Here is a 21184-nt window from a genome sequence, read left to right on the forward strand (position 1 = left end):
CAGTTCTTCTCCTGGGTGGGGATGAAGGCCAGCTCGCGGTCGAAGACGATCAGCCGCCCGAAGAGTTCGTGCGCCGTCCGGTACTGGCCGCCCAGCGCGGACGCGGCGACGACGTACGCCTGGCTGGGGCCGTTGAAGCGGGCCGTGTGGTGGTAGAGGGTCCGGATCCGGATACCGCGCTTGAGCATCTCCTGATCCCGGACCAGGGCCTCCTGCATCGCCTCGGGGACGCGCGCGCCCCCGCCCGGTTGGGAGGTCAGCACTTCCTTCTGACATCGGTCGGATGCACGGTTGAGGGAGTCCCGGACGTCCTGGAGGTTCTCCAGCACCACCAGGGAACCCGAGGCGGAACGCTGTCTGTAGTAGTGGGGGATGAACCGGTTGAGTTCCTGTCTGACCTGTGCCAGTCGCTGCCGCTGCTCGTAGATCTGGGCCTCCACCGGGGCGGAGATCTGGGCGGCGGCGGTCTCGGGCGCAACCGCGAACAGGTCGGCCGGGTTGTCCGGGTTGGTCTGCAGCAGGCGGGCCCGCAGCAGACGCTCGACACTCGCCTCGGCTTCCTGCGGGCCGACCGCGACGGCGGCCGCTATCGCGGTGTAGTCGGCCCTGCCGTGCTCGACCACCCAGGTGTAGACGGCCATGTCCAGGTCCTGCAGACCGCTGGAGGCGGTCTGCATCTCCAGCGCGGTGTCGTCCATCATGTTCGTCGTTCTCCCTCACCGGGCGTGCTGTGTGTTTTTCGGTCCCCTGCCCGTCCGCGCCGGGACGGCCTGTCGCCGTACCTCCCGGCGGGGAGGCACGGCGACAGGCCGCGGGGCGGTGCGTCCGGCGGAGGTGTGCGGTTCTCGTCATCGGACCGCGGTGGGTGGTCAGTCCAGGGTGCGGTCCTGCACGGCCCGCAGGATCTCCTCGACGGCTTCGTCCACCGGGACGAAGTTCTTCTGCTCGCCGTTGCGGTAGCGGAAGGAGACCGCTCCCTGGGCGACGTCCTCCTGTCCGGCCAGCAGCATGTAGGGGACCTTCTGCTGCTGGGCGGTGCGGATCTTCTTCTGCATCCGGTCCGAGCCGGCGTCGACCTCCACCCGGATGTCGTGCCCACGCAGGCGCTCGGCGATCTGCTGCAGGTAGGGGACCTGGTCGCCGGTGATCGGGATGGCCACCACCTGGACCGGGGCCAGCCAGGCGGGGAAGGCGCCCGCGTAGTGCTCGGTGAGCACCCCGAGGAACCGTTCGATCGAACCGAACAGTGCCCGGTGGATCATGATGGGCCGTTCCCGGGTCCCCTCTGCCGACTGGTACTCCAGCTCGAAACGCTGCGGCAGCTGGAAGTCCACCTGGATGGTCGACATCTGCCACGACCGGCCGATCGCGTCCCGGGCCTGGACGGAGATCTTTGGCCCGTAGAACGCGGCGCCGCCCTCGTCCAGGACCAGCTCCAGGTTCTCCCGCCCGGCCGCCTCGCGCAGCGCCGCGGTGGCCTGCGCCCAGTCCTCGTCCGAGCCGACGTACTTGGGACTGGCCGGGTCCCTGGTCGACAGCTCCAGGTGGAAGTCGGTCAGGCCGTAGTCCGCGAGCAGGTCGAGGACGAATCGCAGCACGCTGCGCAGCTCGTCGCCGAGCTGGCCGGGGGTGCAGTAGATGTGGGCGTCGTCCATGGTGAGTCCGCGCACCCGGGTCAGGCCGTGCACCACGCCGGACTTCTCGTACCGGTAGACCGTCCCGAACTCGAAGAGCCGCAGCGGCAGTTCACGGTAGGAACGCCCGCGCGACCGGTAGATCAGGTTGTGCATCGGGCAGTTCATCGGCTTGAGGTAGTAGGTCGCGCCCTCGTCCAGCTCCATCGGCGGGTACATGCCGTCCGCGTACCACTGCAGGTGGCCCGAGGTGCGGAACAGGTTCTCCTTGGTGATGTGCGGGGTGGTGACGAACTGATAGCCCGCCTGGCGGTGGCGCTTGCGCGAGTAGTCCTCCAGCGCCTGGCGCAGCGCGGTGCCCTTGGGGTGGAAGACCGGCAGGCCGGAGCCGATCTCGTCGGGGAAGGAGAACAGGTCGAGTTCGGCGCCGAGCCTGCGGTGGTCGCGCTTCTCGGCCTCGGTGAGGAGGTCCAGGTGCGCCTTCAGCGCGTCCCTGGACGGCCAGGCGGTGCCGTAGATCCGCTGGAGCATCGGGTTCTTCTCGCTGCCGCGCCAGTAGGCGGCCGCGTTGCGCATCAGCTTGAACGCCGGGATGTGGCGGGTCGACGGCAGGTGGGGGCCGCGGCAGAGGTCCTTCCAGCACGGCTCGCCGGTCTTGGCGTCCAGGTTGTCGTAGACGGTCAGTTCGCCGGCGCCGACCTCGACGTCCGTGCCGTCGTCGTGCGAGGGCGAGCCCTTGAGGCCGATCAGTTCCAGCTTGTACGGCTCGTTCGCGAGTTCCTCGCGGGCGGCCTCGTCGGTGACGACGCGCCGGGAGAAGCGCTGGCCGCGCTTGACGATCTCCTGCATCTTCTTCTCGACGGCCTTGAGGTCCTCGGGCGTGAACGGCCGCTCGACGTCGAAGTCGTAGTAGAAGCCGTTCTTGACGGGCGGACCGATGCCGAGCTTGGCCTCGGGGAAGAGGTTCTGCACGGCCTGGGCCATGACGTGTGCGGTGGAGTGGCGCAGGATGTCCAGGCCGTCCGGGCTGGTGATCTCCACCGGTTCGACGATGTCGCCGTCCGCGGCCGGGGTGTCCAGGTCGCGCAGTTCGCCGTTGACGCGGACCGCGATCACCGCGGGGTCGTGCGCGTAGAGCGTCGTGCAGGGGGTGCCCGTCGGAACCGTCTCGGTGGACTGCTGGTCGTTGCGGGTGACGTGGAGGGTCACGGTGCTCAAGAGGGCTCCTTGGGCGTGGTTCGAGGGGCTTGGGGATCATAGCTTCAGGTGGGGACGGCGACGTCGCCCCCGACGGACTGCCGCCGGGAGTGCCAAGGGCTCTCCGTGCGGCGGGGAGGGGCCGTTCACGCGAGTGCGCCGGCGCGCGCCGCCCGGCGCAGCCCCCAGGGCACGAGCAGCACGGCGATGACGGCCCATCCCGCCAGTACCGACGTCTCGGCGAGGAGTTCGGTCACGGGCAGCCGGCCGTCGCCCGCGAGGCCGCGGATCGCGGTCAGGGCGTGCGTCATCGGGAGCACGGCCGCCACGACGGTGGCCGGGCCGTGGGGGGCCGGGACGTTCACCCCGCCGAACAGCATCATCAGGACCAGGACGCCGGAGGTGAGGAAGCCGCGGGACTCCGGGAACCGCATGCTCAGCGGGGTCAGCGCGAGCGCCATGGCGTAGCACGAGACGGTGCCGAGGACTTCCAGGGCGAGTATGCCGGGCAGGACGGCCGGTTCCGGCCGCCACCCGGTGAACAGCGGGAGCATCATGGTGGCCAGTGCCGCGGTGAGCGTGGCGTCGCACACCCAGTACACGCCCCGGGCGGCGAGTACCGGCAGGGGTGCCGAGCGGCCGAGCAGCAGCAGCGGCAGGGTGCCCGAGCGGCGTTCGGCGGCGCAGGAGGCGATCACGCCCAGGGCACCGAGCGGGCCGAGCAGGGCGGCGTTGCCGAGGGCGATGGCGTCGGCGCTGCCCGGGGTGCCGAGCAGCCGGCCGAGCGAGGCGAAGAAGGCGACCTGCGCGAGCATCCTCAGGACCCAGCCGAACAGCCAGCTGCGCCAGGTGAACATCCGGCGGTAGTCCGCGAACCCGGCGTGCACGCCGAGCCCGAAGAGGTACAGCCGCCGGTCCGCGGAGCGCAGGAGAGCGGCCGGTGTCCGCCGGGTCGCGGCGGTGTGGGCGGGGATGTCAGGCATGGAGGGCGACGCTCCCTTCGCGGGCGCGGGCGAGGACCCGGTGCAGGACGAGGACGCCGAGCAGGCACTGGAGGCCGGCGAGCGCGGTGAGCGCGAGCAGGCGGCGCAGGGCGCCGGCCGGGTCGCCGTCGAGGGCGTCGCGCATCAGGTCGGCGCCCCAGGAGAGGAACCAGACGCGGCTGAGGGCGGCGAGCGGCTGCGGCAGCAGCGCGGCCGGGACGATCAGGCCGCCCAGCAGGTAGCAGGGGTAGGTGAGGGCGTTCTGGTAGGTGCGGGCGCCGCGGACCAGGACGAAGAGCCCGGCGAGCAGCGCCGCGGTGCCGGTGGTGCCCGCAAAGGTCAGTGCGAGGGCGGCGAGGAAGACCCCCGGTGCGGCAAGGCGCAGCGGGAAGCCGAAGCCGAGGGTGCCGATCAGCGTGATCTCGGCCGCGGCGGGCAGGCACAGCGTCGCCGTGGCGGTGATCCGCAGCAGCAGCGAGCGGGTGTACGAGCCGGGTGCGGCGAGCAGCGTCTCCAGCATGCCTTCGGCCCGGTCGTGGTCGATCGCCTCCGAGGCGACGAACACGGCGTGGGACCACATCGTCATCAGGAAGGCGGTGAGGGCCACGGGGGCGGCGAGCCGGGGGTCGGTGCCGTGGCGGACCGCGGTGAAGAAGACCAGGGAGTAGAGCGGGACGAAGCACAGCAGGGCGAGCAGGCCGGGGCGGCGGACGACGAGCAGCCACGCGGTGCGCACGTGTTCGTTCATCGGACGCTGAACTCCCGGTCGGGGATGACGGACCGGTAGACGTCCCCGAGGCCGGGGTCGGAGATGGACACGCCGGAGCAGCCGGTGTCGGCCAGTACGCGGACGGCGGCGGCCAGTTGGCCGGTGCCGGTGACGGTGAAGCGCAGGCCGCCGGTCCCGGTGCGGTGGCAGCCGTCCAGGACGTGGTCGAGGGCGGCGAGCGCCGGTGCCGGGGCGTGGGCGACGGTGACGGTCCGCCGGTCGGCCAGGTCGGCGAGCAGTTCGGCGGGGGATCCGGCGGCGGCGATGCGGCCCTGGTCGAGCAGGAGCACCTGGTCGCCGAGTTCCCGGGCCTCGTGCATGTCGTGGGTGGTGAGCAGGATGGTGGTGCCCTGTTCCTGGAGGTCACGGACGAGGGCCAGGAAGCCGTGGGCGGCGTTGGGGTCCATGCCGGCGGTGGGCTCGTCGAGGATGAGCACCCGCGGTCCGGTGACCAGGGCGCGGGCGAGGTGGACGCGCTGGAGCATGCCGCGGGAGAACGTCTCCACCGGCCGGGCGCGGTGTTCGGCCAGTCCGAGCCGCTCCAGGACCGCGCGGGTGCGCTGCCGGGTCTCGCGGCGGCCGAGGCCGCACATCGCGGCCCAGTAGCGGACGTTCTGCTCGGCGGTGAGCCGGCCGTAGAGGCCGCGTTCGCCGCCGAGGACCAGGCCGATGGCGGCCCGTACGGCCTTGGGCTCGCGGACGGTGTCGAACCCGGCGACGCGGACGGTGCCGGAGGTGGGGGTGAGCAGGGTGGACAGGATGCGGGCGAGGGTGGTCTTGCCGGCGCCGTTGGGGCCGAGCAGGGCCGTGGTCCGGCCGTGCTCCACGGTGAAGGTGATGCCGTCGAGGGCGTTGCGGGTGCCGGGCGCCGCGCCTCGGTAGGCGCGTACCAGGTCCGTGACCTCGATGCCGGGGGGCGGGGTGGAGGGAAGGGACATCAGGATGCTCCTCGCTGTTCCCGCGGGGTGTCGGTCGCGGCGTCGCCTGCGGCGAGTGCCGTGGCGAAGTCCACGGCCCGCCGGTAGGCGGCGGGGTCCACGAGTTCCCGGCTGACCAGCAGGAAGGCGCCGAGGGGGGTGGTCAGGACGGTGCTGTCGTCGACGGTGTGCAGCACCGCCCGGTCGGCCGGCGCGAAGGGGTGGTCGACCTGCAGCGCGATGCCGAAGACCGGGTAGCCGTCCGCCAGCCGGGCGGGGACGGGGCCGCCGGAGGCGAGCCTGCGGCGGGTGCGTTCGGGGCCGCTCTCCCCCGGCGGCGCGTCCTCGTCGGCCCGGTCGGGCCGCAGCCCTGCGCGCCGTGCGCGTTCGGTCGCGGCCGCGGGGGCCAGCCGTGCCTGCCAGGCCTCGTCCACGAGGGGGGCGAGGGTGGGGAAGGAGCGGGCGAACTCGGTCAGTTCGAGGAGTTCGGGGGCGAGGTGCCAGGCGTGGGCGGTCTCGGCCAGGGCGATGGGAGCGGGGGCCTCGGCCGAGGTCAGCACCGCCGCGCAGTCCAGGACGTCGCGCACGGTGAAGGGCCGCTGGAAGCGTTCCTCGGCGACGGCGAGCAGCTGCGCCGTCGCGTCGTGCTCGGGCATGGCGGCGCGCAGGGGTACGGTCTCCCAGTCGCCGGGGTAGGCGAACGTGGCCAGTTCGATCTTGAGTTCGGGGTCGAGCCACGGTTCGGGGGACGGGGCGCCGAGCCCGACCATCAGGTGCCGGCCGGGGCCGGAGCCGATCAGGGTGAGCTGGATGTCGTGGACCGGGAGGAGTTCGGAGATCCGCCGGGCGGCCTGCCACAGCTCGGCTTCCCCGGGGGCCAGCAGGTCGAGGTCGCCGCAGGTCCGTACGGCCCAGGGGGGCTGGAAGCGGGCGAGTGCGGGTCCTTTGACGACGCGGGTGCCGGTTTCGGCGACGGCGGCGGCGATGCGGTCGTAGGTCGCGAGCCGGGTGCGGTGGCGGCGGAGTTCGTCGTCGGATCCGGTGCCGGTGGGCCGGCCCGCGTGGACCGCGGCCGAGAGCAGCAGCGGGGGGAGGGTGAAGCTGACGGTGCGGGCGTGGTGGAGGAGTTCGGCCGGGGGGCGGTCGGTGTCGGTGCCGAGCAGTTCGCACAGTAGGTCGAGGGTGGGGGCGTACTGCTCGGGGTGGTGCTCTGCGTGGTGCTCGGGGTGTGCGGGCGGGGTCATCGGGGCTCCGTGGCGATCGCGTCGAGGGGGCAGCGCCAGTAGGTGTCGCGCAGCCGCCAGCCGCGCGCGGTCAGGGCGTCGACGACGTGGGTGCCGTCCGCGTCGGGGGTGCGGGCGTGCACGACGTTGCCGATCAGGGGGAGGCCGAGCGCGGCGGCGTGGCGGGCGGCGTGTGCGACGAGGGCGTCGGTGAGGGACCGCCGGTCGTGGCCGTCGGCGACCAGGATGTCGACCAGGTCGATGTAGCGGTCGCCGTGCAGGGGGTCGGCGGCCTCGGTGAGCAGGGTGGCGTGGGCGATGGGTCCGTGGCCGTCGGCGACGGCGAGCAGGGAGTGTCTGCCGGGGGCCGACAGGCAGGCGTCGGCCGTCGCGCGGACGTCCTCCTCGCTCATCGTCACCTCGCGCTGCCGGTTGCCGAAGGCGATGGCCTGTCGCAGCCAGCCGTTCACCAGGGCGTCCTCCGCCGGGCCCGCCGGCGGACGGATCCGGATGCCGGGCGGGAGGGCGGCGCCGTCGGCGGCGCCGGGCGTGAGGACCAGGTAGCTGAGGTCCCGGGTGAGCGGCGCGGGCGCCGGGTGGGCGCCCGGTACGCGGACGACGAGGTCGCGCCACTGTGGGTGTTCCGCGCCGGACATGGCCTGGTGGATCAGGCTGTTCAGCAGGGCCGGGTCGGTGAGCACGGCGGGCGGGAGGTACTCGATGAGGCAGTCGGTGCGGCCGGTGGCGGGGTCGGTGCTCAGGCCGGCGACGCACCGGTGTCCGGCGATCTCGTGGAGCAGTCCGGTGTCCGTGAAGGAGTCGAGGTCCGGTGGCGGGGTGGCGGTGGTGCTCATCGGGCGCCTCCGGCGGGAGCGGGCTCGGGCCGGACCACGACGACGAGGTCGCGCAGCAGCGTGGCCGCGGCGGCCTGCACGTCGGCGGCGGTGACCGCCCTGAGTGCGGCCGCGTCGTCGGCCGCCGACCAGGGGCGGGCTCCGGCGTAGGTGCCGCGGGCGAGCTGGATCACCTGGCCCAGCGGGCTGTCGGCCTCTTCGAAGAGTTCGAACGCGGCCTGGCGGCGGGCTGCTTCGAGCATCGCGGGGTCGGGGTGCGCGGCGACCTCGGCGAGGCAGGAGCGTACGGTCTCGATGACGAGCTCGGCGTTCTCGGGTTCGGCGCCGATCAGGGCGCGCCAGGATCCGCCGTCCTGGTAGGCCCGGTTCCAGGACTGGAAGTTGTAGCCGAGGCCCTGTTCGAGGCGCAGGCGCAGGTAGAGCAGCGAGGCCGGGCTGTTGCCGAGAAGGTGGCCGAGGACGGTGTAGGCGTGGCGTGCCGGGTCGTCCGCGTGGGGGGAGCGGCCGCCGACGGACAGCCAGCAGAATTCGTCGGGGACGGCCGGGTGGCCTGATCGAGCCGCGAGCGCCGCCAGGGGGATGGTCGGGGCTGTGGCGTCCCGGGCGGGGAGGTCCTCGATGCCGGTGGTGCGGACGGCTTCGCGGATCTCCTCGGCGGTGTTCGGTCCGACCGCGATCAGCGCGATCGGGGCCGAGGAGAGCAGCTGCCGGTGGATGTCGAGCAGCCGGTCCAGGCGGGCGGCGTGCACGTCCTCGGCGGTGCCGCCGACGGGGCGTCCGAGCGGGTGGCCCGCGAAGAGTGCCCGGATGTAGGCGTCCTGGACGACGTCGTACGGGTCGGCCGCGGCGGCGGCCAGTTCCTGCAGCACCGCCTGCCGCTCGGTTGCGAAGTGGTGGTCGGTCACGTCGGGGTGTACGGCGGCGGAGGCGAGGGCGGCCATGGTGGGGGCCGCGAGGTCGGGCAGTACCTGGGCGTGCAGGAGCATCAGTTCCAGGCCGGTCACCGCGTTTCCGCGGCCGCCCAGCAGTTCGATGTGCTCGGCCAGCGAGCGCGGTTCGGCGTCGCCGGGCTGCGGGACCCGGGAGTTCATCAGCAGGTGCTCCAGGAGGTGCAGGCTGCCTCCGTGGCCGGCCGGGTCGTGGCGGGAGCCGGCCCCGATCGCGACGCAGACGGCCGCGGTGGCGTACCGGTGGTCGGTGCGGGTGAGGATGCGGACGCCGTTGGCGAGGGTCAGCTGTTCGACGGACGACATCGGAGGCTCCTGGAGCAGAGGGGACGCAGGGGTCGGGACGGGGTGGAGCGGTCGGGAGTGGGCCCGGCGCCCTTGCGGGGGCACCGGGCCGCGTTCCTCCGCCGGGGGAAGGTGGGCTTACTTGCCCTGGCCGGCCTTGTCCAGGCGCGGGCGCATGCCGACGGCGTGCCCGCGGACGCTGCCCGCCTTGTCGAGACGGGGACGCAGGCCGACGGCGTGCTGACGCTCCATGATGGTTCTCCTTGGGTGAGGGGTGGTGCGGGTGATGGTGGGAAGGTGGGCTTACTTGCCCTGGCCGGCCTTGTCCAGGCGCGGGCGCATGCCGACGGCGAGCCCGCGGACGCTGCCCGCCTTGTCGAGACGGGGACGCAGGCCGACGGCGTGCTGACGCTCCATGGAAATCTCCTTCGGTTCATCGGGAAACTTTTCCCGCCGGTTTCCCACTGCTTCGGCGTGGTCCAAAATTAGCCACACATAACCGCTTTTCGCAAGCCCGTTGGCGCGACTCATGAAATCACCTAGCGGCCCTTTTCGGGGAAACTCAAATAGCGGCCCACCTTCACTTCCGGCGGCCGTTCAATAGATTGATATCCAGCTGTCTCCGCAGTTCACACGGCTAGTCGAGCCAGATTAATCCGTTGACCTCATCGACGGACACGCCAGCCAGGAAAAGGCGGCACCAGATTTCCGCGGTCCACAGCCGGAAGATCGTGCGTTCCTCGGATTCGGCCAGGAGCCGTGCCCATTCCCGTGCGGGCAGGCGCAGGACGTCGACGAGTTCTCCCCGCCGCAGGCGCCGCATGTCCAGCGATTCGAGATACGGCCGCACGGAGAAGTTGAAGCCGAACTTCTCCCGGTCCACGACCTCGGCCGGCAGGTACCGGCGGGCCGTGGCCGCGAGGCCGGCCTTGAGGCCCGGCAGCAGGTGCCGCTCCAGCGGGGAGTTCAGCGCGAAGGAGGCCACCGCGGTGTCGAGGAAGGGTTCACGCACCTCGATCGACGCCTGCATCAGGTTCTTGTCCAGGCGGTTGAGGCCGTGGCTGAGGAACAGCCGCAGGTCGGCGGCGAGTGCCGACGACAACTCATTCCGCTCCCGGGGAAGGTGACGGAAGGAGCGCCGCAGCCGGTCCCGGACGTCCAGCTCGTAGTCGGACGGCCCGGGCCGCAGGCCCAGCAGCTCGCGCAGGCCGCGGCCGCGGTCCGCGGGGGGTTCCAGGGCGTGCGCCCCGACGCCGAACGCGCGCCGCTCCCCGTGGTGCCGCGAGGGGTAGCCGCCGAACAGCTCGTCCGCCCCTTCGCCGGAGAACAGCACCCGCAGCCCGTCGGCGCGCGCCCGCGCCGCGACGGCGGCCAGGGCGACCGAGTTCTGGTGCACCAGCGGGTACTCGAAGTGGCGGACGCTGGCGACGAAGTGTTCCCGCCAGGCGCGCCCGTCGACCTGCACCGGCACCAGCGGGGTACCGGCGGCCTCGGCGGCCCGGGCGGCCCACCGGGTCTCGTCCACCTCGGGCTGGTCCCCGAACGAGGCCACGTAGGCGGGCAGTCGCACGCCCTCCGCCTTGGCGAGAGCCAGCACGAGACTGGAGTCCAGGCCGCCGGAGCACAGGACGCCGGCCTCCGCGAAGCCGTCCTGCGGCAGGCGGCGACGCACGCCGGCCCGCAGGACGCCGTCCAGCCGGTCGATCCAGCCTTCGGCCGGCAGCGCGGCCAGCCGGTCGGCCTCCTCCCGGTCGACCAGACTGCCCGGCTCGAACCAGGTCCGCTCGGACAGCAGCTCGCCGTCGGCGTCGAATTCGAGCACCGTCCCGGGCAGGACCCGGCGGATGCCCTCCAGCGGTGTCCGCGGGCCGTTCACCCAGTAGTCGGCCAGCACGGCGCGCAGTTGCGGGACGCACGGGGTGGCCGGTACGCCGCCCGCGAGGAGTGCCTTGATCTCGCTGCCCACGTACCAGCGGCCCTCGTGCCGGGCGAGGTACAGCGACTTGACGCCGAACCGGTCCCGGGCCACGATCGTGCGGCCGGTCGCCCGGTTCACGTGGACGAAGGCGAACGGGCCCTCCAGCCAGGGCAGGGCGTGCGGGCCCCACTCGGCGAGCGCCGCGAGCAGCGTCTCGGTGTCGCTGTCGCCCCGGAAGACGTGGCCGGGCAGCTGTCTGCGCAGCTCGCGGTGGTTGTGTATCTCGCCGTTGAAGACGAGCAGCTGGTCGCGGCCGGCCGTCCGCATCGGCTGGTCCCCGGCCGGGCCGGGCCCGGTGACGGCGAGCCGTGCGGCGGCCAGGGCGGCGCGCGGCAGCGCCACGGCGGCGGTGCGGTCCGGCCCCCGGTGCTTCAGGGCCAGGCCCATGGCCAGGGCGGTCTGCTCGGTGGCACCGGGGCCGAGCACCGCAGCGATTCCACACATGTCGGCAGCCCCTTCAGGCCCGTACGGTCACGAACTGGGCGAGCACGGTGCGCCGTGGTAGCGGGGCCGTGGGACTCACCTGCCGGACCGCGTGGAAGGAGTGTTCGCTCCTGGCGAACAGCACCGAGGTGTTGAACCTGGGCCACAGCGAGGCGGCGACGGCCGCGGGGTCGTCGTCGTCCGCGGAGGTCAGGACGTCCAGGCCGCCGCCCCAGCTCTCGTCCCAGGCCGGGGAGAGGTAGAGGATCTGGGTGGCCACCCGGTCGGCCCGGTCGGTGTGCGCGGTCATGAAGGTCCCGGGGCCGTATTCGCACAGGCGCACCTTGAGCGCGCAGCCCGCCAGGTCGGCGCCGGTGGCGTCGGTCACGAAGGCCCGGTAGTCGGCGCTCAGCATCCAGTCGAGCAGGCGCCGCCAGGCGCCGGAGAGGCCCGCCACGGCGTCCGTCGGCTCGCCGGACTCGACGACCGTGCAGTCGCGCAGCAGGTAGTGGCCGTGCGGGCTGCGGGACTCCCGCAGCGCGGCGGTCGGGAACTCGGCGGCGAGCAGCTCGGCGTGGGCCGGCTCCAGCAGGTCCTCGACCCGCGCCCAGGAGTAGGGGAAGTGGTGGCGGTCGACGGCCGCCGCCGGGGAGATCGGGGTCATGGAGGTCCTTGGGACGGGCCGTGCGTTCACCACGGCATCGGGGACGGGGCGGTGGAGGCGGCGACGGGCCGCCGTTCCCGCCAGGTCAGGTAGGAGTGCACGAGCCACAGCAGCCGCAGTTCCTGGGCCGGCGCCGGACGGTCGGACGCGGCGAGCCGGGCCAGCGCGCGGGTGTCCAGGCCGAACAGGTCGCAGTCGCCCGCCAGCCGGTCGAGCAGGCGCTCGCGGGCCACGGCCCGGAAGGACTCGAAGGACAGGGCCTGCTGCTGCTTGCCGTGCCGGGACGCGGCCCAGCACCCCAGGGAGTCCAGTTCACGGCGCAGATAGCGTTTGCCGACCGCCTCCTCGCGCACGGAAGCGGCCCTGAAGCCCAGGGCGGAGACCTCCGGTGCGAGGAACGGGTGGCGGACGCCGACGCCGTGCAGGCCGTGCGCCACCGCCGCGGAGCGCAGGTGTTCGGGCAGGAAGTGCTCGGCGTGGAACCGTTCGACGGAGCGGGCCGGCGACTCGCCGTACGGCATGAGCTCGCGCAGCTGCGCGGGCACCTCGGCGACGGCGGCGCGCAGTTCGCCGTCCGCGAGGTAGGGGGTGAGGATGTCGGGGGCGACGTGGACCGCGCAGGCGACCGGCAGGTCGCCGGGGTCGACGGGGGCGGCGGCCAGCCGGTCGAGCCGGTTCCAGCCCACCAGGGGGTGGTCCGCGGCCACGCCGGAGAGCACCACGGGCGCCCCGTCCTGCGCCGCGGCCCGTCCCAGGTGCCAGAAGGTCGGCACGCCGATGGCCATCACCGGCGCGCCGAGGGCGTCGGTCAGCCGGTCGACGACGTCGAGGAAGTCCTCGGTGGCGATCGGCAGTTCGCGGTGGTCGCTGCCGGTCTCGGCGGCGACGGAGGCGGCCCAGGCGCGGTCCGCGTCGTCCTGCCGGTAGAAGGCGCTGTAGGTGCGCAGCGGGCCGGGGTGGGGAAGGCGGTGGAGCGCGTGGGCGATCAGCGAGGTGTCGACGCCGCCGCTGAGGTGGAGCGCCGCCGGGCCGTCGAGCAGCCGTGCGCCGGCCTCGGCGAGCGCCCGGGTGAGTTCCCCGGCCGGGGGTACGGTCGCGGGCCGGGCGTCGCGGCCCGGGTAGGAGGCCGTGGTGCGCAGGGGACGTGGGCCGTCCGGGGTCAGCAGGTGCAGGACGCCGGGTGCCAGCGGGTGGACGCCGTCGAGGTACCAGCCGTCCGCGAGGGGGTAGTTGAGCGTCAGGAACTGGGCGAAGGCCGCCAGGCGGGGGCGGTCGGCGCCCACCGCGGCGGCCGTCTCGGCGGGGCCGGTGCCCACGGCGGTCCGGTCCGCGGTGCGGGCGGCGAACAGGGCGCCTTCGCCCGCCGCGTCCCGGGCCGCGTAGCTGCGGCCGGTTCTGGCGTCGTCGACCAGCACGCCGAAGCCGCCCGTCACGCCGTCCAGGAACGTTTCGCCGTTGCGCAGGTAGGAGTCCATGAGCCGCCGGGCGGCCTGCTCCCCCGCGACGGCCGGGCCTTGCCCGGTGTCGAGGTGGCCCCGTACCGCGAGGGTGACCCGTCCCTGGGCGCCGGTGGCGAGGCCGAGCCCGGCCTCGCCACCGGCGAGCCGCAGAACGCCGTCGGCGAGCAGGAATCCGGTGCCGGTGTGTTTGGTCAGGACGAACGTCATGGCTGTGTCCCTTCCGTGGTCAGGCCACCGGTGGCCGGTCCGGTGAGGCCGCGGACCACGGGGTGGGCCAGCAGCCGGGCCAGCGGGGGTGCGCAGTCGTCGCTGGTGGTGTCCAGGGACAGCACCGGGTCGCCGGTGGGCTCGGCTGCCAGGAGTTCGGCGCAGGAGAGCCAGTAGCGTTCGTAGCCGGGCCCGCTGTCGCCGAGCGGACGGGCGTGCGGCGATCCGTCCGGGCGGCCGCCGAGCCGGCGCAGGCGTGCGGGCCGGTCGGAGGTCAGCAGGACCGTCAGGTCGGGCCGGGGCAGCAGCAGTCGCGGGTTGTCCGTCCCGCCGAGGGCCTGGTCGGGGCGCAGCCCGAGGTTCCAGCCGTGCTGGACGGCGCTGGAGAACCAGTAGCGGTCGACGAGCAGGGCCGGTTCCCCGGCGCGGGCCGCCGATTCGACGGCCTGGGCGCAGCCGCTGAGGTACATCAGGTAGGAGGCGAGGCCGCCGGCCGTGTGCAGGGCGGAGCGCAGCGCGTCGTAGTCGGGGCCGGGGGTCGCGGTGCGGGGTATCCCGGTCGCTTCGGAGAGCAGGGTGGTCAACCGGGTCTTGCCGGTGCCGTCCAGTCCTTCGAAGGCGATCAGCCGGGGTGTGCGGACGCCGCCCGGCCACAGGTCGGCGGTCACGCGGCCGCCTGCCCGGGGGCGGGGTTCCCGGGTCCGGCGGCGGGGTTGGGGGCGGGGCAGGGGTAGATGACGTCCCGGAACTCGACGCCGCCCAGGTGCCTGCTCCGGCTCGCCACGGGGGCCGCGCCGCGGGCCTGCGCCGGCTCGGGGTCGTCTTCGTGCAGCAGCGCCAGCAGGTGCGGGGTGATCGGTCCGGGTGCGGTGGCGGTGGTCGGTTCGATGCCGAGGAAGTGCTGCAGGCCGAGGAGTTCGACGTCGACGCCGGTGGTGCGGCGGACCAGTTCCGGGATGAATCCGCCGGTGACCCGGGGGGAGAACTCCAGGACGTGGAGGGTGTCGTGCCGTTCGTCGTAGAGCGCCTCGATCTCGTAGACGCCGCCGGTCAGCTCCAGGCCTTCAATGATCAGTTCCAGGTCGCGCCGGAGCGCGTTCGCGGCGTTCTCGGGTACGTCGCCGCAGTGGAAGGCGCTCCAGTGGAAGTCGGTGAGCTCGTCACCGCGCCGGCCGACCCCCTGGACGGGGAACATGCCGGCCAGGTCGCCGTCTCGGACCAGGAAGGGGACGGTGAGGAAGAGCGTGCCCCGGGTCAGGTCGGGTTCCAGGATGACGTTCCAGGGGTCGGCGTCCGGGTAGGCGGCGATGAAGTCGTCGTACTCGGTGAGCAGGGACCTCTCGCGCAGCTCGCGGTAGGAGCGCTCGTACTCCTCCAGGGCGCGCGCGTCGGGGATGCGCTTGACCAGCATGCTGGCGAACCCGAAGTCGGGCTTGGCGATGAGGGGGTAGCTCAGCGCGTCGCGGTCCTCGACCTCGTCCAGGCGCCGCTTGTCGACCACGGTCACGCCGAGCGCGCCCAGCTCGGCGGCCAGCCGGGTCTTGACCAGCATGTCCAGGCAGACCTCGGCGAAGTTGGGGCTTCCGACGGCTGCGCGGTGCTCGGCGACCCAGTACACGCCGCTCTCGTGACAGCACATCACGCGGGCGCCGTGGGGGGCGGTCCGCCCGGCCGCCTCGGTGGCGGACAGCACCGTCACCCCGGCGGCCGCGGGGCGGGGCGCGCCGTCGGGGACGATGACGGTGAGCGGCGTCCCGGTGTCGGCGGCGGTCCGGGAGACGTTCTCCAGCTGGGCGGCGTTGGGGAAGACGATGACGGTCTCCGGCTGCTCGCCGGTGGTCGGGTCAGACACCGGAGTGCTCCAGTTCCGCGGTGGTCTCCTCGGCCGGGTGGCCGATGAGGTAGGGCAGGGCCTTGTCGCGCACCGACCGGCGGCCGTACTCCGCGGCGCACTCCTCGACCAGGTCGACGAGGTCCAGTCCGGCGGCGTCGAGCATGCGGGGGAAGGCGCTGCCGTGCATCAGCCCGGGCAGGGTGTTGATCTCCAGGAAGTACAGGTCGTCGTCGTGCACGAGGAAGTCGAGGCGGGCGAAGCCGAACACCTCCATCTCGTCGAAGAGCCGGACGGAGGCCTGTTTGACCCGCCGGGTCGTCCCGGTGTCCGTGGTGTGCAGCAGGGGCTGGACGAGGCCGTGTTCGTGCTTCTCGCGGTGGCCGAGGAAGCCGTGTTCGGTCACCGCCTGCACGACCGGCAGGGCCGTGGTGCGGCCGCCGGTCCGGACCACTCCGCAGGTGTACTCGGTGCCGGGGACGTACTCCTGGACCAGGACCTGGCTGTCGTACGGCAGTGCGGCGGCCGTCGCCCGGGCCAGGGCGGGGCCGGTCGGGTCGGGCAGCACGCGGGTGAGCAGGGAGGCGCCCATCCGGTTGGGCTTGACCACGGCGGGCCGTCCGTCGAGGAGGCCGGCCACCTCTGCGGCCCACTGCTCCAGTGCCTCGGGGTCCCGGGCGAGGGACGGGGGTGCCATCCAGGTCCGCGGTGTGCGCAGTCCCGGCACCAGGTCGCGGGCCACCACCGCCTGCAGGCGCTTGTCCATGCCCAGCGCCGAGGCCAGGACTGGGCCGAAGTTGCCGCGAAGGGCGAGGACTTCGGCGATGCCCTGCCAGGCGCCGTCCTCGCCCTCGTTGCCGTGCAGCAGGGAGAAGACGAAGGCGTCGCCGTCGGTGAGCCGGCTCAGCGCCTCGTGCAGCGGCAGGTCGGTGCCGGCGCGCAGCTCGTCCTCGGTGTCCGGCCAGGGGGCGGTGTCGAAGTGCCGGTAGCCGCCCTCGCGGGTGATGTAGGCGACCGCGTGGAGGGTGATCCGTCCGGGGGCGGATTCGAGGGCCGCGCGCAGCCTGCGGTAGCTGTGCAGGGAGGCGTCGTGCTCGGTACTGCGGCCGCCGAGCAGCAGGACCACGTTCAGGGTCATCGGTTCACCGGTCCGCTCGCGGTCAGGTAGGTGGCGTGGGGGGTGGTCTCGACGTCGACCTGGTCGAAGGCGGTGCCCAGCAGGGCGGCGGCCTCGTCGGTGTCCAGGCCGAAGCCGGTGGTGCGGAACGGCTGGGCGGCCAGCCAGTGGGCGGGCCGGGGGCGGAACATCCGGGAGTGGAGCATGCCGTCGGGGGTGAGGATGCGGGCGAGTTCGCGTACGGCGGCGGGCCGGTCGTCGGCGGGCATGCAGTGCAGGCAGCCGATGTCGAGCGCGGCGTCGAAGGAGGCGTCGGGCCAGGGCAGGCGGGTGGCGTCGGCGGCCGAGAGGTCGGCCTGCGGGCCGAGCAGGCGCCGGGCCCGGGTGACGGCGGAGGCGGAGATGTCGGAGCCGGCGACCCGGTAGCCGAGGGAGGTGAGCAGGCGGGCGTTCTTGCCGTAGCCGCAGCCCAGGTCGAAGACGCGGGCGCCGGCGCCGGTGCCCGCGAGCAGCCGTCGCAGGACGTCGGTCTCCAGCGGGACGAAGTTCCAGGGGACCGTGTAGGGGTCCTGGTAGACCTCTTCCATGGTGGCGGCCCGGGTGCGGTCGCCGCGGGTGAAGTCGGTGAGCGCGGAGCGCAGCCGGCCGTCGCCGTCCGGTTCGAAGCCCTCCTCGCGGAGTGCGGGGAGCAGGGCTTCGGCGAGGCCCGCCGGGGTGGTCAGCGACCAGCCGGTGTGGCGGCCGCGGAAGGTCTTCGCGAGGGTGCGGACGGCGAGCCGGATGGCTTCGCCGACGATGGCGGCCGGCTCGGTGCCCAGCCGGGGGTCGATGGTGATGCGGACGACGGTGCCGGACAGGGCGCCGTGCAGGGTGCCGAGTCCGCCGTCGGTGTCGCGGCCGACGCGGAAGCGGATCTCGTCGTGGCCGTGTGCCCGTTCGGCGCACAGGAGGAGGTCGGGCCCCACCACGTGGTAGAGCTCCCGGTCCTCGGTCCACGGGCGGTCGTCCGGGGTCGCTGCGGCGGGGCCGGTGGTGTGGGTCATGTCGCGGTCCTCGTGTCGATTCCGGGGCCGGCCGCGCGGAAGATCCGGTGGAGCTCCGGCTGGCCGGCGAGGAAGAGCTCGTCGTGGGGGGTGGAGTGGCGTAGCGCGAGCGAGGGCCAGGGCGAACGGGCCACCGGGACCTCGCTGTTGCGGATGCTGGTGTCGGGGCTCGCCGGGAAGAACTCCCCGACGGTCAGTCCGACGGCGAGGAGCAGCGGCTTGGCCCGGGTGCGGACGCCGGTGAGCAGGTCGCCCCGCCCTTCCAGCGCGGTGAAGACGACGACTCGGCAGCGCAGCAGGGCCTCGGCCGGTTTCAGCTCGTGGACGCGGGTGCGGAAATCGGCCGCGTGCCCCAGCAGGGCGGCGTCGAGCGCCTGGGGGTCCTCCCCCGCCAGGGTGCACGCGGACAGTTCGATGTGGCCGCGGCGCAGTGCGGTCGGGACGTAGGGGCACAGGGCTCCCGGGCGGCCCAGTTCCGGGACGGGGACGCTGATCTCGTCCCGGATCCAGGCCGCGGTCCGGACCGCCCAGTCGGGGGCAGGCGGGTCGTCCAGGGCTCGCGCCGCGTCCATGGGTTCGGTGGGTGTGCTCATCGGGCGGCTCCCGCGAGTGCGGGCACGGGTGCGGGAGCCGGTACGCCGGCGGGGCGGTGGGAGGTCAGCAGCCGTTCGGTGCAGGCCTCGACCAGGCAGCTGAGGCTGTCCACCACGGGCACGCCGAAGTCCGTGCTGTCGCGCAGCAGGTGCAGGTCGGTGCAGGCGAGGACGACCGCGTCCACGGGGCCCGCCGATGCCGCGAGGGCCCGTAGCCGGGCGGCGGGGAACGCGCCGAGGTCGCCCTCCAGGCAGGCGAGCACGAGTTGCTCCGCCTCGCGTTGGGCGGCCGCCTGCGGCAGGGCGAACTCGACGCCGTCCCCGTCCCGGTAGAGGCCGCTGCGGACGGTGGACGTGGTGCCGAGCAGCAGAACCCGGCGGTAGCGGTTGCGGGTGAGCGTGCGGCCGACGGCGGCGACCATGTCGATCCACTCCAGGTCGCGGCCGCGCAGCAGGTCGGGCAGGCGGGCGTGCAGGGTGTTGCAGGGCAGGGCGACGAAGTCGGATCCGGCCCGTTCGAAGACGTCGAGGGCCTCGCGCAGCAGTGCGTCGATCTCCTCACGGTGTCCGGGGCCCGCGGTGCCGGTGATGAAGGCGTGTTCGAGGTCGGCGGGCAGCGGGAGGCTGTGGGTGACGACGTCCGGGTAGGAGCCGCCGGTGGCGCGCCGGTGTCCGGAGACCAGCCGGAGGTAGAAGTCGCTGGTGGCGATCGGGCCGACGCCGCCGACGAGGCCCAGGCGGGCCCGGTGGCCGGTGTCTGGGTTCGCGGGGATCGCGGGGGCCGGATGCGGGCGGGCCGGGCCGGATGCGCCGGGCCGGGCCGGGGTCTGCGGGCCGGGGTCGGGGGACGTGGTGTTCACCGTGATGTTCCAGGGGTGGCGGGGCGGATCGGGGTGGTGGCGGCCTGCCGCGGCGAGGCATTCCCGCCAGACGGACTCGTCGATGTTGCCGCCGGAGACGACCGCGAGGGCCCGCTCATCGGGGGTGCCTTCGCGCAGTGCGGCGGCCAGGGCGGCGGCCCCGGCGCCTTCGGCGCGGATACCGGCCTCGGTCCACAGCAGGGCCATCGCCCGGTGCAGTTCGGCGTCGTCGACGGTGACCACCCGCTGGCGGCGGGCGTGGCAGGCGTCGAACGGGTGCCGGCCGATCCTGCGGACGAGCAGGCCCTCGGGCAGGCCCGACACCCGGTCGAGGATGATGCGGCGTCCGGCGGCGAGGGAGCGCCGCATCGCGGGGGCGCCGTCGTACTCGACGCCGACGATGCGGACCCCGGCCGCGCCCCACTGCCGGATCGCCGCGGTGATCAGCCCGCCGCCGCCGAGCGGTACGTAGACGGCGTCGGGGAGCGCGGCCTGCTCCCCGGCCTCGCGAAAATGCTCCCCGGCGGTGCGGAACTGCTCCCCGGCTTCGCGGAACAGGGTCCGGTGCCCGGCGATGATCTCGGGATCGTCGAAGCTGTGGACGAACACGCCCGCCCCCGCGTCGGCCTCGGCCCGCGCCAGCGCCTCGCATTCGTCGTATCCGCCGTCCACCGGGACGATCTCGCCGCCCATGGCCGCGATCCGGTCGAGCTTGGCGCGGGGCGTGGTCGCCGGGACGTGGATCCGGGCGTGCTGGCCGCGGGCTCGGGCGGCTTCCGCGAGCGCGCAGGCGTGGTTGCCGGTGGAGGCGGTGATCAGCGTCGTTCCGGCCGGGAGGAGCCCGGTGCGCCGCCACACCCCTCGGTACTTGAAGGCCCCGGAGCGCTGCTTGGTCTCGTCCTTCACGAACAGTTCCCGCCAGCCGAGGGAGCCGCCGAGACGGACCAGCGGGGTGGTCAGCGGCCGTGCCCCGGTGGGGGAAGGCGCTAGGCGAAGCACGGCAGGACCTTCCGGGCGAACATCTGCAGCGAGGCGGAGGAGAGTTCGGGGGCCAGGCTGCCGAACTGCGTCATCAGGGACAGGTCGGTGATCCCGAGCCGCTCCCACTGCCGGATCTTGGCGATGACCGTGTCGGGTGTCCCGAACAGGACGTTGTCCGGGTACATGTCCGCGTAGTCGTGCGGGGTCAGCGGTCGGCCGAAGGCCGCGTCCACCGCGCCGAGGTACTCCATCAGGGCCTGGGCGGGCAGGTCGCGGGCCTGCGCCTCGGTGGCGGCCACGAACAGGTGCTGGTTGGCGAGGATCCGGCCGCCGTCGGGGGCGAGGCCGGCGGCCCGGCGGGCCTCCCGGTACCAGGCCAGGCCGGCCGCCAGCTCCTCGGTGGTCCGGTTGTAGGGGTTCACCATCAGGTTGAGGCCCTCGCGGCCGGCCCGTTCGAAGGAGTCGCGGGAGGTGGAGGCGGCGATCCACAGCGGCGGACCGGGGCGCTGCACCGGCTTGGGCAGGACCTCGACCCCGTCCAGCCGGTAGTGCTCGCCGCGGAAGGTGAACGGGCCGTCGGCCCAGGCGCCGCGCAGCACAGAGAGCCCCTCGGTGAACAGGCCGGCCCGGTCGGACATCAGGACGCCGCGCCCGGCGAACTCGCCCGGCAGGAATCCCCGCCCCACCCCGACGTCCAGCCGTCCGCCGCTCAGGACGTCCAGCATCGCGAAGGACTCCGCCGTCTCCACGGCGTCGCGCAGCGGCAGCACGGTGGCGGCGGAACCGATCCGGATCCGCTCGGTGTTGGCCGCGACGGCGGCTCCGAGGACCGGGATGCTCGGGATGAAGCCGCCGTACGGGGAGAAGTGGTGCTCGGCGAACCAGATGGAGTGCAGGCCGAGTTGCTCCGCCTCCACGGCACTGCCGATCAGTGCCGCGTACGTCTCGGTGGCCGACCGGTGGTGGCCGGGACACTGTGCGGGAAGGCAGAACAAGCCGAATCGCATGCAGACTCCTGGGGCTACGGGCGTGTGAGGGTCTTCGTGCCTGCGTGCGTGGGGCGTCGGACGACGGCGTTCTCCGGTGCAGGCCGGTGGAGACGGGGATCCGCCCCGTCCCTGCGATGGCGGCCCGCTCCTGTTGATCACAGCCTGCGGTAGATGTGGCGTCGCATCAACCACCCGGATCCCCTCAGCAAGTTGCCCGGCAGCAAAGCAG

17 protein-coding genes and 1 pseudogene are annotated in these 21184 nt (G+C 73.6%); all 18 read right to left on the reverse strand.

Features of this window, described 5'->3' with window-relative positions:
• Positions 1-701: pseudogene (locus AB0D08_RS32835) on the reverse strand (LuxR family transcriptional regulator); the annotation flags it as partial.
• Between the two features lie 168 nt (positions 702-869).
• The gene (gene thrS / locus AB0D08_RS32840; RefSeq protein ID WP_359893925.1) at positions 870-2750 is read right to left on the reverse strand and encodes a threonine--tRNA ligase; all 1881 of its coding nucleotides are present in this window, start codon (positions 2748-2750) and stop codon (positions 870-872) included.
• 227 nt (positions 2751-2977) lie between these two features.
• Positions 2978-3814 (reverse strand): ABC transporter permease, encoded by an 837-nt coding sequence (locus AB0D08_RS32845; RefSeq protein WP_359893908.1) that lies wholly within the window; start codon positions 3812-3814, stop codon positions 2978-2980.
• Complete coding sequence (locus AB0D08_RS32850) at positions 3807-4562, reverse strand: ABC transporter permease (RefSeq protein WP_033821660.1); 756 nt, start codon at positions 4560-4562, stop codon at positions 3807-3809. Before AB0D08_RS32850 ends, AB0D08_RS32845 begins: the two co-directional genes overlap by 8 nt.
• Complete coding sequence (locus tag AB0D08_RS32855) at positions 4559-5521, reverse strand: ABC transporter ATP-binding protein (protein WP_359893910.1); 963 nt, start codon at positions 5519-5521, stop codon at positions 4559-4561. Before AB0D08_RS32855 ends, AB0D08_RS32850 begins: the two co-directional genes overlap by 4 nt.
• On the reverse strand, positions 5521-6744 hold the full coding sequence (locus AB0D08_RS32860) for a hypothetical protein (protein WP_033821662.1): 1224 nt from the start codon (positions 6742-6744) through the stop codon (positions 5521-5523). The genes AB0D08_RS32855 and AB0D08_RS32860 overlap by 1 nt, the downstream gene beginning before the upstream one ends.
• A complete protein-coding gene (locus AB0D08_RS32865; protein WP_033821663.1) occupies positions 6741-7577 on the reverse strand; it encodes a hypothetical protein in 837 nt (278 codons plus the stop codon). The genes AB0D08_RS32860 and AB0D08_RS32865 overlap by 4 nt, the downstream gene beginning before the upstream one ends.
• On the reverse strand, positions 7574-8830 hold the full coding sequence (locus tag AB0D08_RS32870) for a pitrilysin family protein (RefSeq protein ID WP_359893913.1): 1257 nt from the start codon (positions 8828-8830) through the stop codon (positions 7574-7576). The genes AB0D08_RS32865 and AB0D08_RS32870 overlap by 4 nt, the downstream gene beginning before the upstream one ends.
• Positions 8831-9446: 616 nt before the next feature.
• A complete protein-coding gene (gene asnB / locus AB0D08_RS32875) occupies positions 9447-11231 on the reverse strand; it encodes an asparagine synthase (glutamine-hydrolyzing) (protein WP_359893914.1) in 1785 nt (594 codons plus the stop codon).
• 13 nt (positions 11232-11244) lie between these two features.
• Positions 11245-11874: a 2OG-Fe(II) oxygenase family protein gene (locus AB0D08_RS32880; RefSeq protein ID WP_033817735.1), complete on the reverse strand. Its 630-nt coding sequence runs from the start codon at positions 11872-11874 to the stop codon at positions 11245-11247.
• A gap of 26 nt (positions 11875-11900) precedes the next feature.
• Positions 11901-13541: an asparagine synthase-related protein gene (locus tag AB0D08_RS32885; protein WP_359893916.1), complete on the reverse strand. Its 1641-nt coding sequence runs from the start codon at positions 13539-13541 to the stop codon at positions 11901-11903.
• Positions 13538-14209: a hypothetical protein gene (locus AB0D08_RS32890; protein ID WP_033817733.1), complete on the reverse strand. Its 672-nt coding sequence runs from the start codon at positions 14207-14209 to the stop codon at positions 13538-13540. The genes AB0D08_RS32885 and AB0D08_RS32890 overlap by 4 nt, the downstream gene beginning before the upstream one ends.
• Entirely contained in the window at positions 14206-15393 is a 1188-nt protein-coding gene (locus AB0D08_RS32895) for a hypothetical protein (RefSeq protein WP_033817732.1), read from the reverse strand. The genes AB0D08_RS32890 and AB0D08_RS32895 overlap by 4 nt, the downstream gene beginning before the upstream one ends.
• Positions 15386-16510, reverse strand: a complete 1125-nt coding sequence (locus tag AB0D08_RS32900) for an ATP-grasp domain-containing protein (protein ID WP_033817731.1) — start codon at positions 16508-16510, stop codon at positions 15386-15388. The genes AB0D08_RS32895 and AB0D08_RS32900 overlap by 8 nt, the downstream gene beginning before the upstream one ends.
• Positions 16507-17532: a class I SAM-dependent methyltransferase gene (locus AB0D08_RS32905; RefSeq protein WP_359893919.1), complete on the reverse strand. Its 1026-nt coding sequence runs from the start codon at positions 17530-17532 to the stop codon at positions 16507-16509. Before AB0D08_RS32905 ends, AB0D08_RS32900 begins: the two co-directional genes overlap by 4 nt.
• Positions 17529-18125, reverse strand: a complete 597-nt coding sequence (locus AB0D08_RS32910; protein WP_359893921.1) for a DUF6875 domain-containing protein — start codon at positions 18123-18125, stop codon at positions 17529-17531. Before AB0D08_RS32910 ends, AB0D08_RS32905 begins: the two co-directional genes overlap by 4 nt.
• The gene (locus AB0D08_RS32915; RefSeq protein WP_051811504.1) at positions 18122-19984 is read right to left on the reverse strand and encodes a pyridoxal-phosphate dependent enzyme; all 1863 of its coding nucleotides are present in this window, start codon (positions 19982-19984) and stop codon (positions 18122-18124) included. The genes AB0D08_RS32910 and AB0D08_RS32915 overlap by 4 nt, the downstream gene beginning before the upstream one ends.
• A complete protein-coding gene (locus AB0D08_RS32920; RefSeq protein WP_033817729.1) occupies positions 19972-20973 on the reverse strand; it encodes an LLM class flavin-dependent oxidoreductase in 1002 nt (333 codons plus the stop codon). Before AB0D08_RS32920 ends, AB0D08_RS32915 begins: the two co-directional genes overlap by 13 nt.
• Positions 20974-21184: the final 211 nt, after the last annotated feature.

This window comes from Kitasatospora sp. NPDC048540 (assembly GCF_040651175.1).
Lineage (GTDB): Bacteria > Actinomycetota > Actinomycetes > Streptomycetales > Streptomycetaceae > Kitasatospora.

Bases quoted from the DNA above. Each gene is read 5' to 3' on its own strand.
- AB0D08_RS32845 (WP_359893908.1), bottom strand. From the start codon at position 3,814: ATGCCTGACATCCCCGCCCACACCGCCGCGACCCGGCGGACACCGGCC.
- AB0D08_RS32850 (WP_033821660.1), bottom strand. From the start codon at position 4,562: ATGAACGAACACGTGCGCACCGCGTGGCTGCTCGTCGTCCGCCGCCCC.
- AB0D08_RS32855 (WP_359893910.1), bottom strand. From the start codon at position 5,521: ATGTCCCTTCCCTCCACCCCGCCCCCCGGCATCGAGGTCACGGACCTG.
- AB0D08_RS32860 (WP_033821662.1), bottom strand. From the start codon at position 6,744: ATGACCCCGCCCGCACACCCCGAGCACCACGCAGAGCACCACCCCGAG.
- AB0D08_RS32865 (WP_033821663.1), bottom strand. From the start codon at position 7,577: ATGAGCACCACCGCCACCCCGCCACCGGACCTCGACTCCTTCACGGAC.
- AB0D08_RS32870 (WP_359893913.1), bottom strand. From the start codon at position 8,830: ATGTCGTCCGTCGAACAGCTGACCCTCGCCAACGGCGTCCGCATCCTC.
- asnB (WP_359893914.1), bottom strand. From the start codon at position 11,231: ATGTGTGGAATCGCTGCGGTGCTCGGCCCCGGTGCCACCGAGCAGACC.
- AB0D08_RS32880 (WP_033817735.1), bottom strand. From the start codon at position 11,874: ATGACCCCGATCTCCCCGGCGGCGGCCGTCGACCGCCACCACTTCCCC.
- AB0D08_RS32885 (WP_359893916.1), bottom strand. From the start codon at position 13,541: ATGACGTTCGTCCTGACCAAACACACCGGCACCGGATTCCTGCTCGCC.
- AB0D08_RS32900 (WP_033817731.1), bottom strand. From the start codon at position 16,510: ATGACCCTGAACGTGGTCCTGCTGCTCGGCGGCCGCAGTACCGAGCAC.
- AB0D08_RS32905 (WP_359893919.1), bottom strand. From the start codon at position 17,532: ATGACCCACACCACCGGCCCCGCCGCAGCGACCCCGGACGACCGCCCG.
- AB0D08_RS32910 (WP_359893921.1), bottom strand. From the start codon at position 18,125: ATGAGCACACCCACCGAACCCATGGACGCGGCGCGAGCCCTGGACGAC.
- AB0D08_RS32920 (WP_033817729.1), bottom strand. From the start codon at position 20,973: ATGCGATTCGGCTTGTTCTGCCTTCCCGCACAGTGTCCCGGCCACCAC.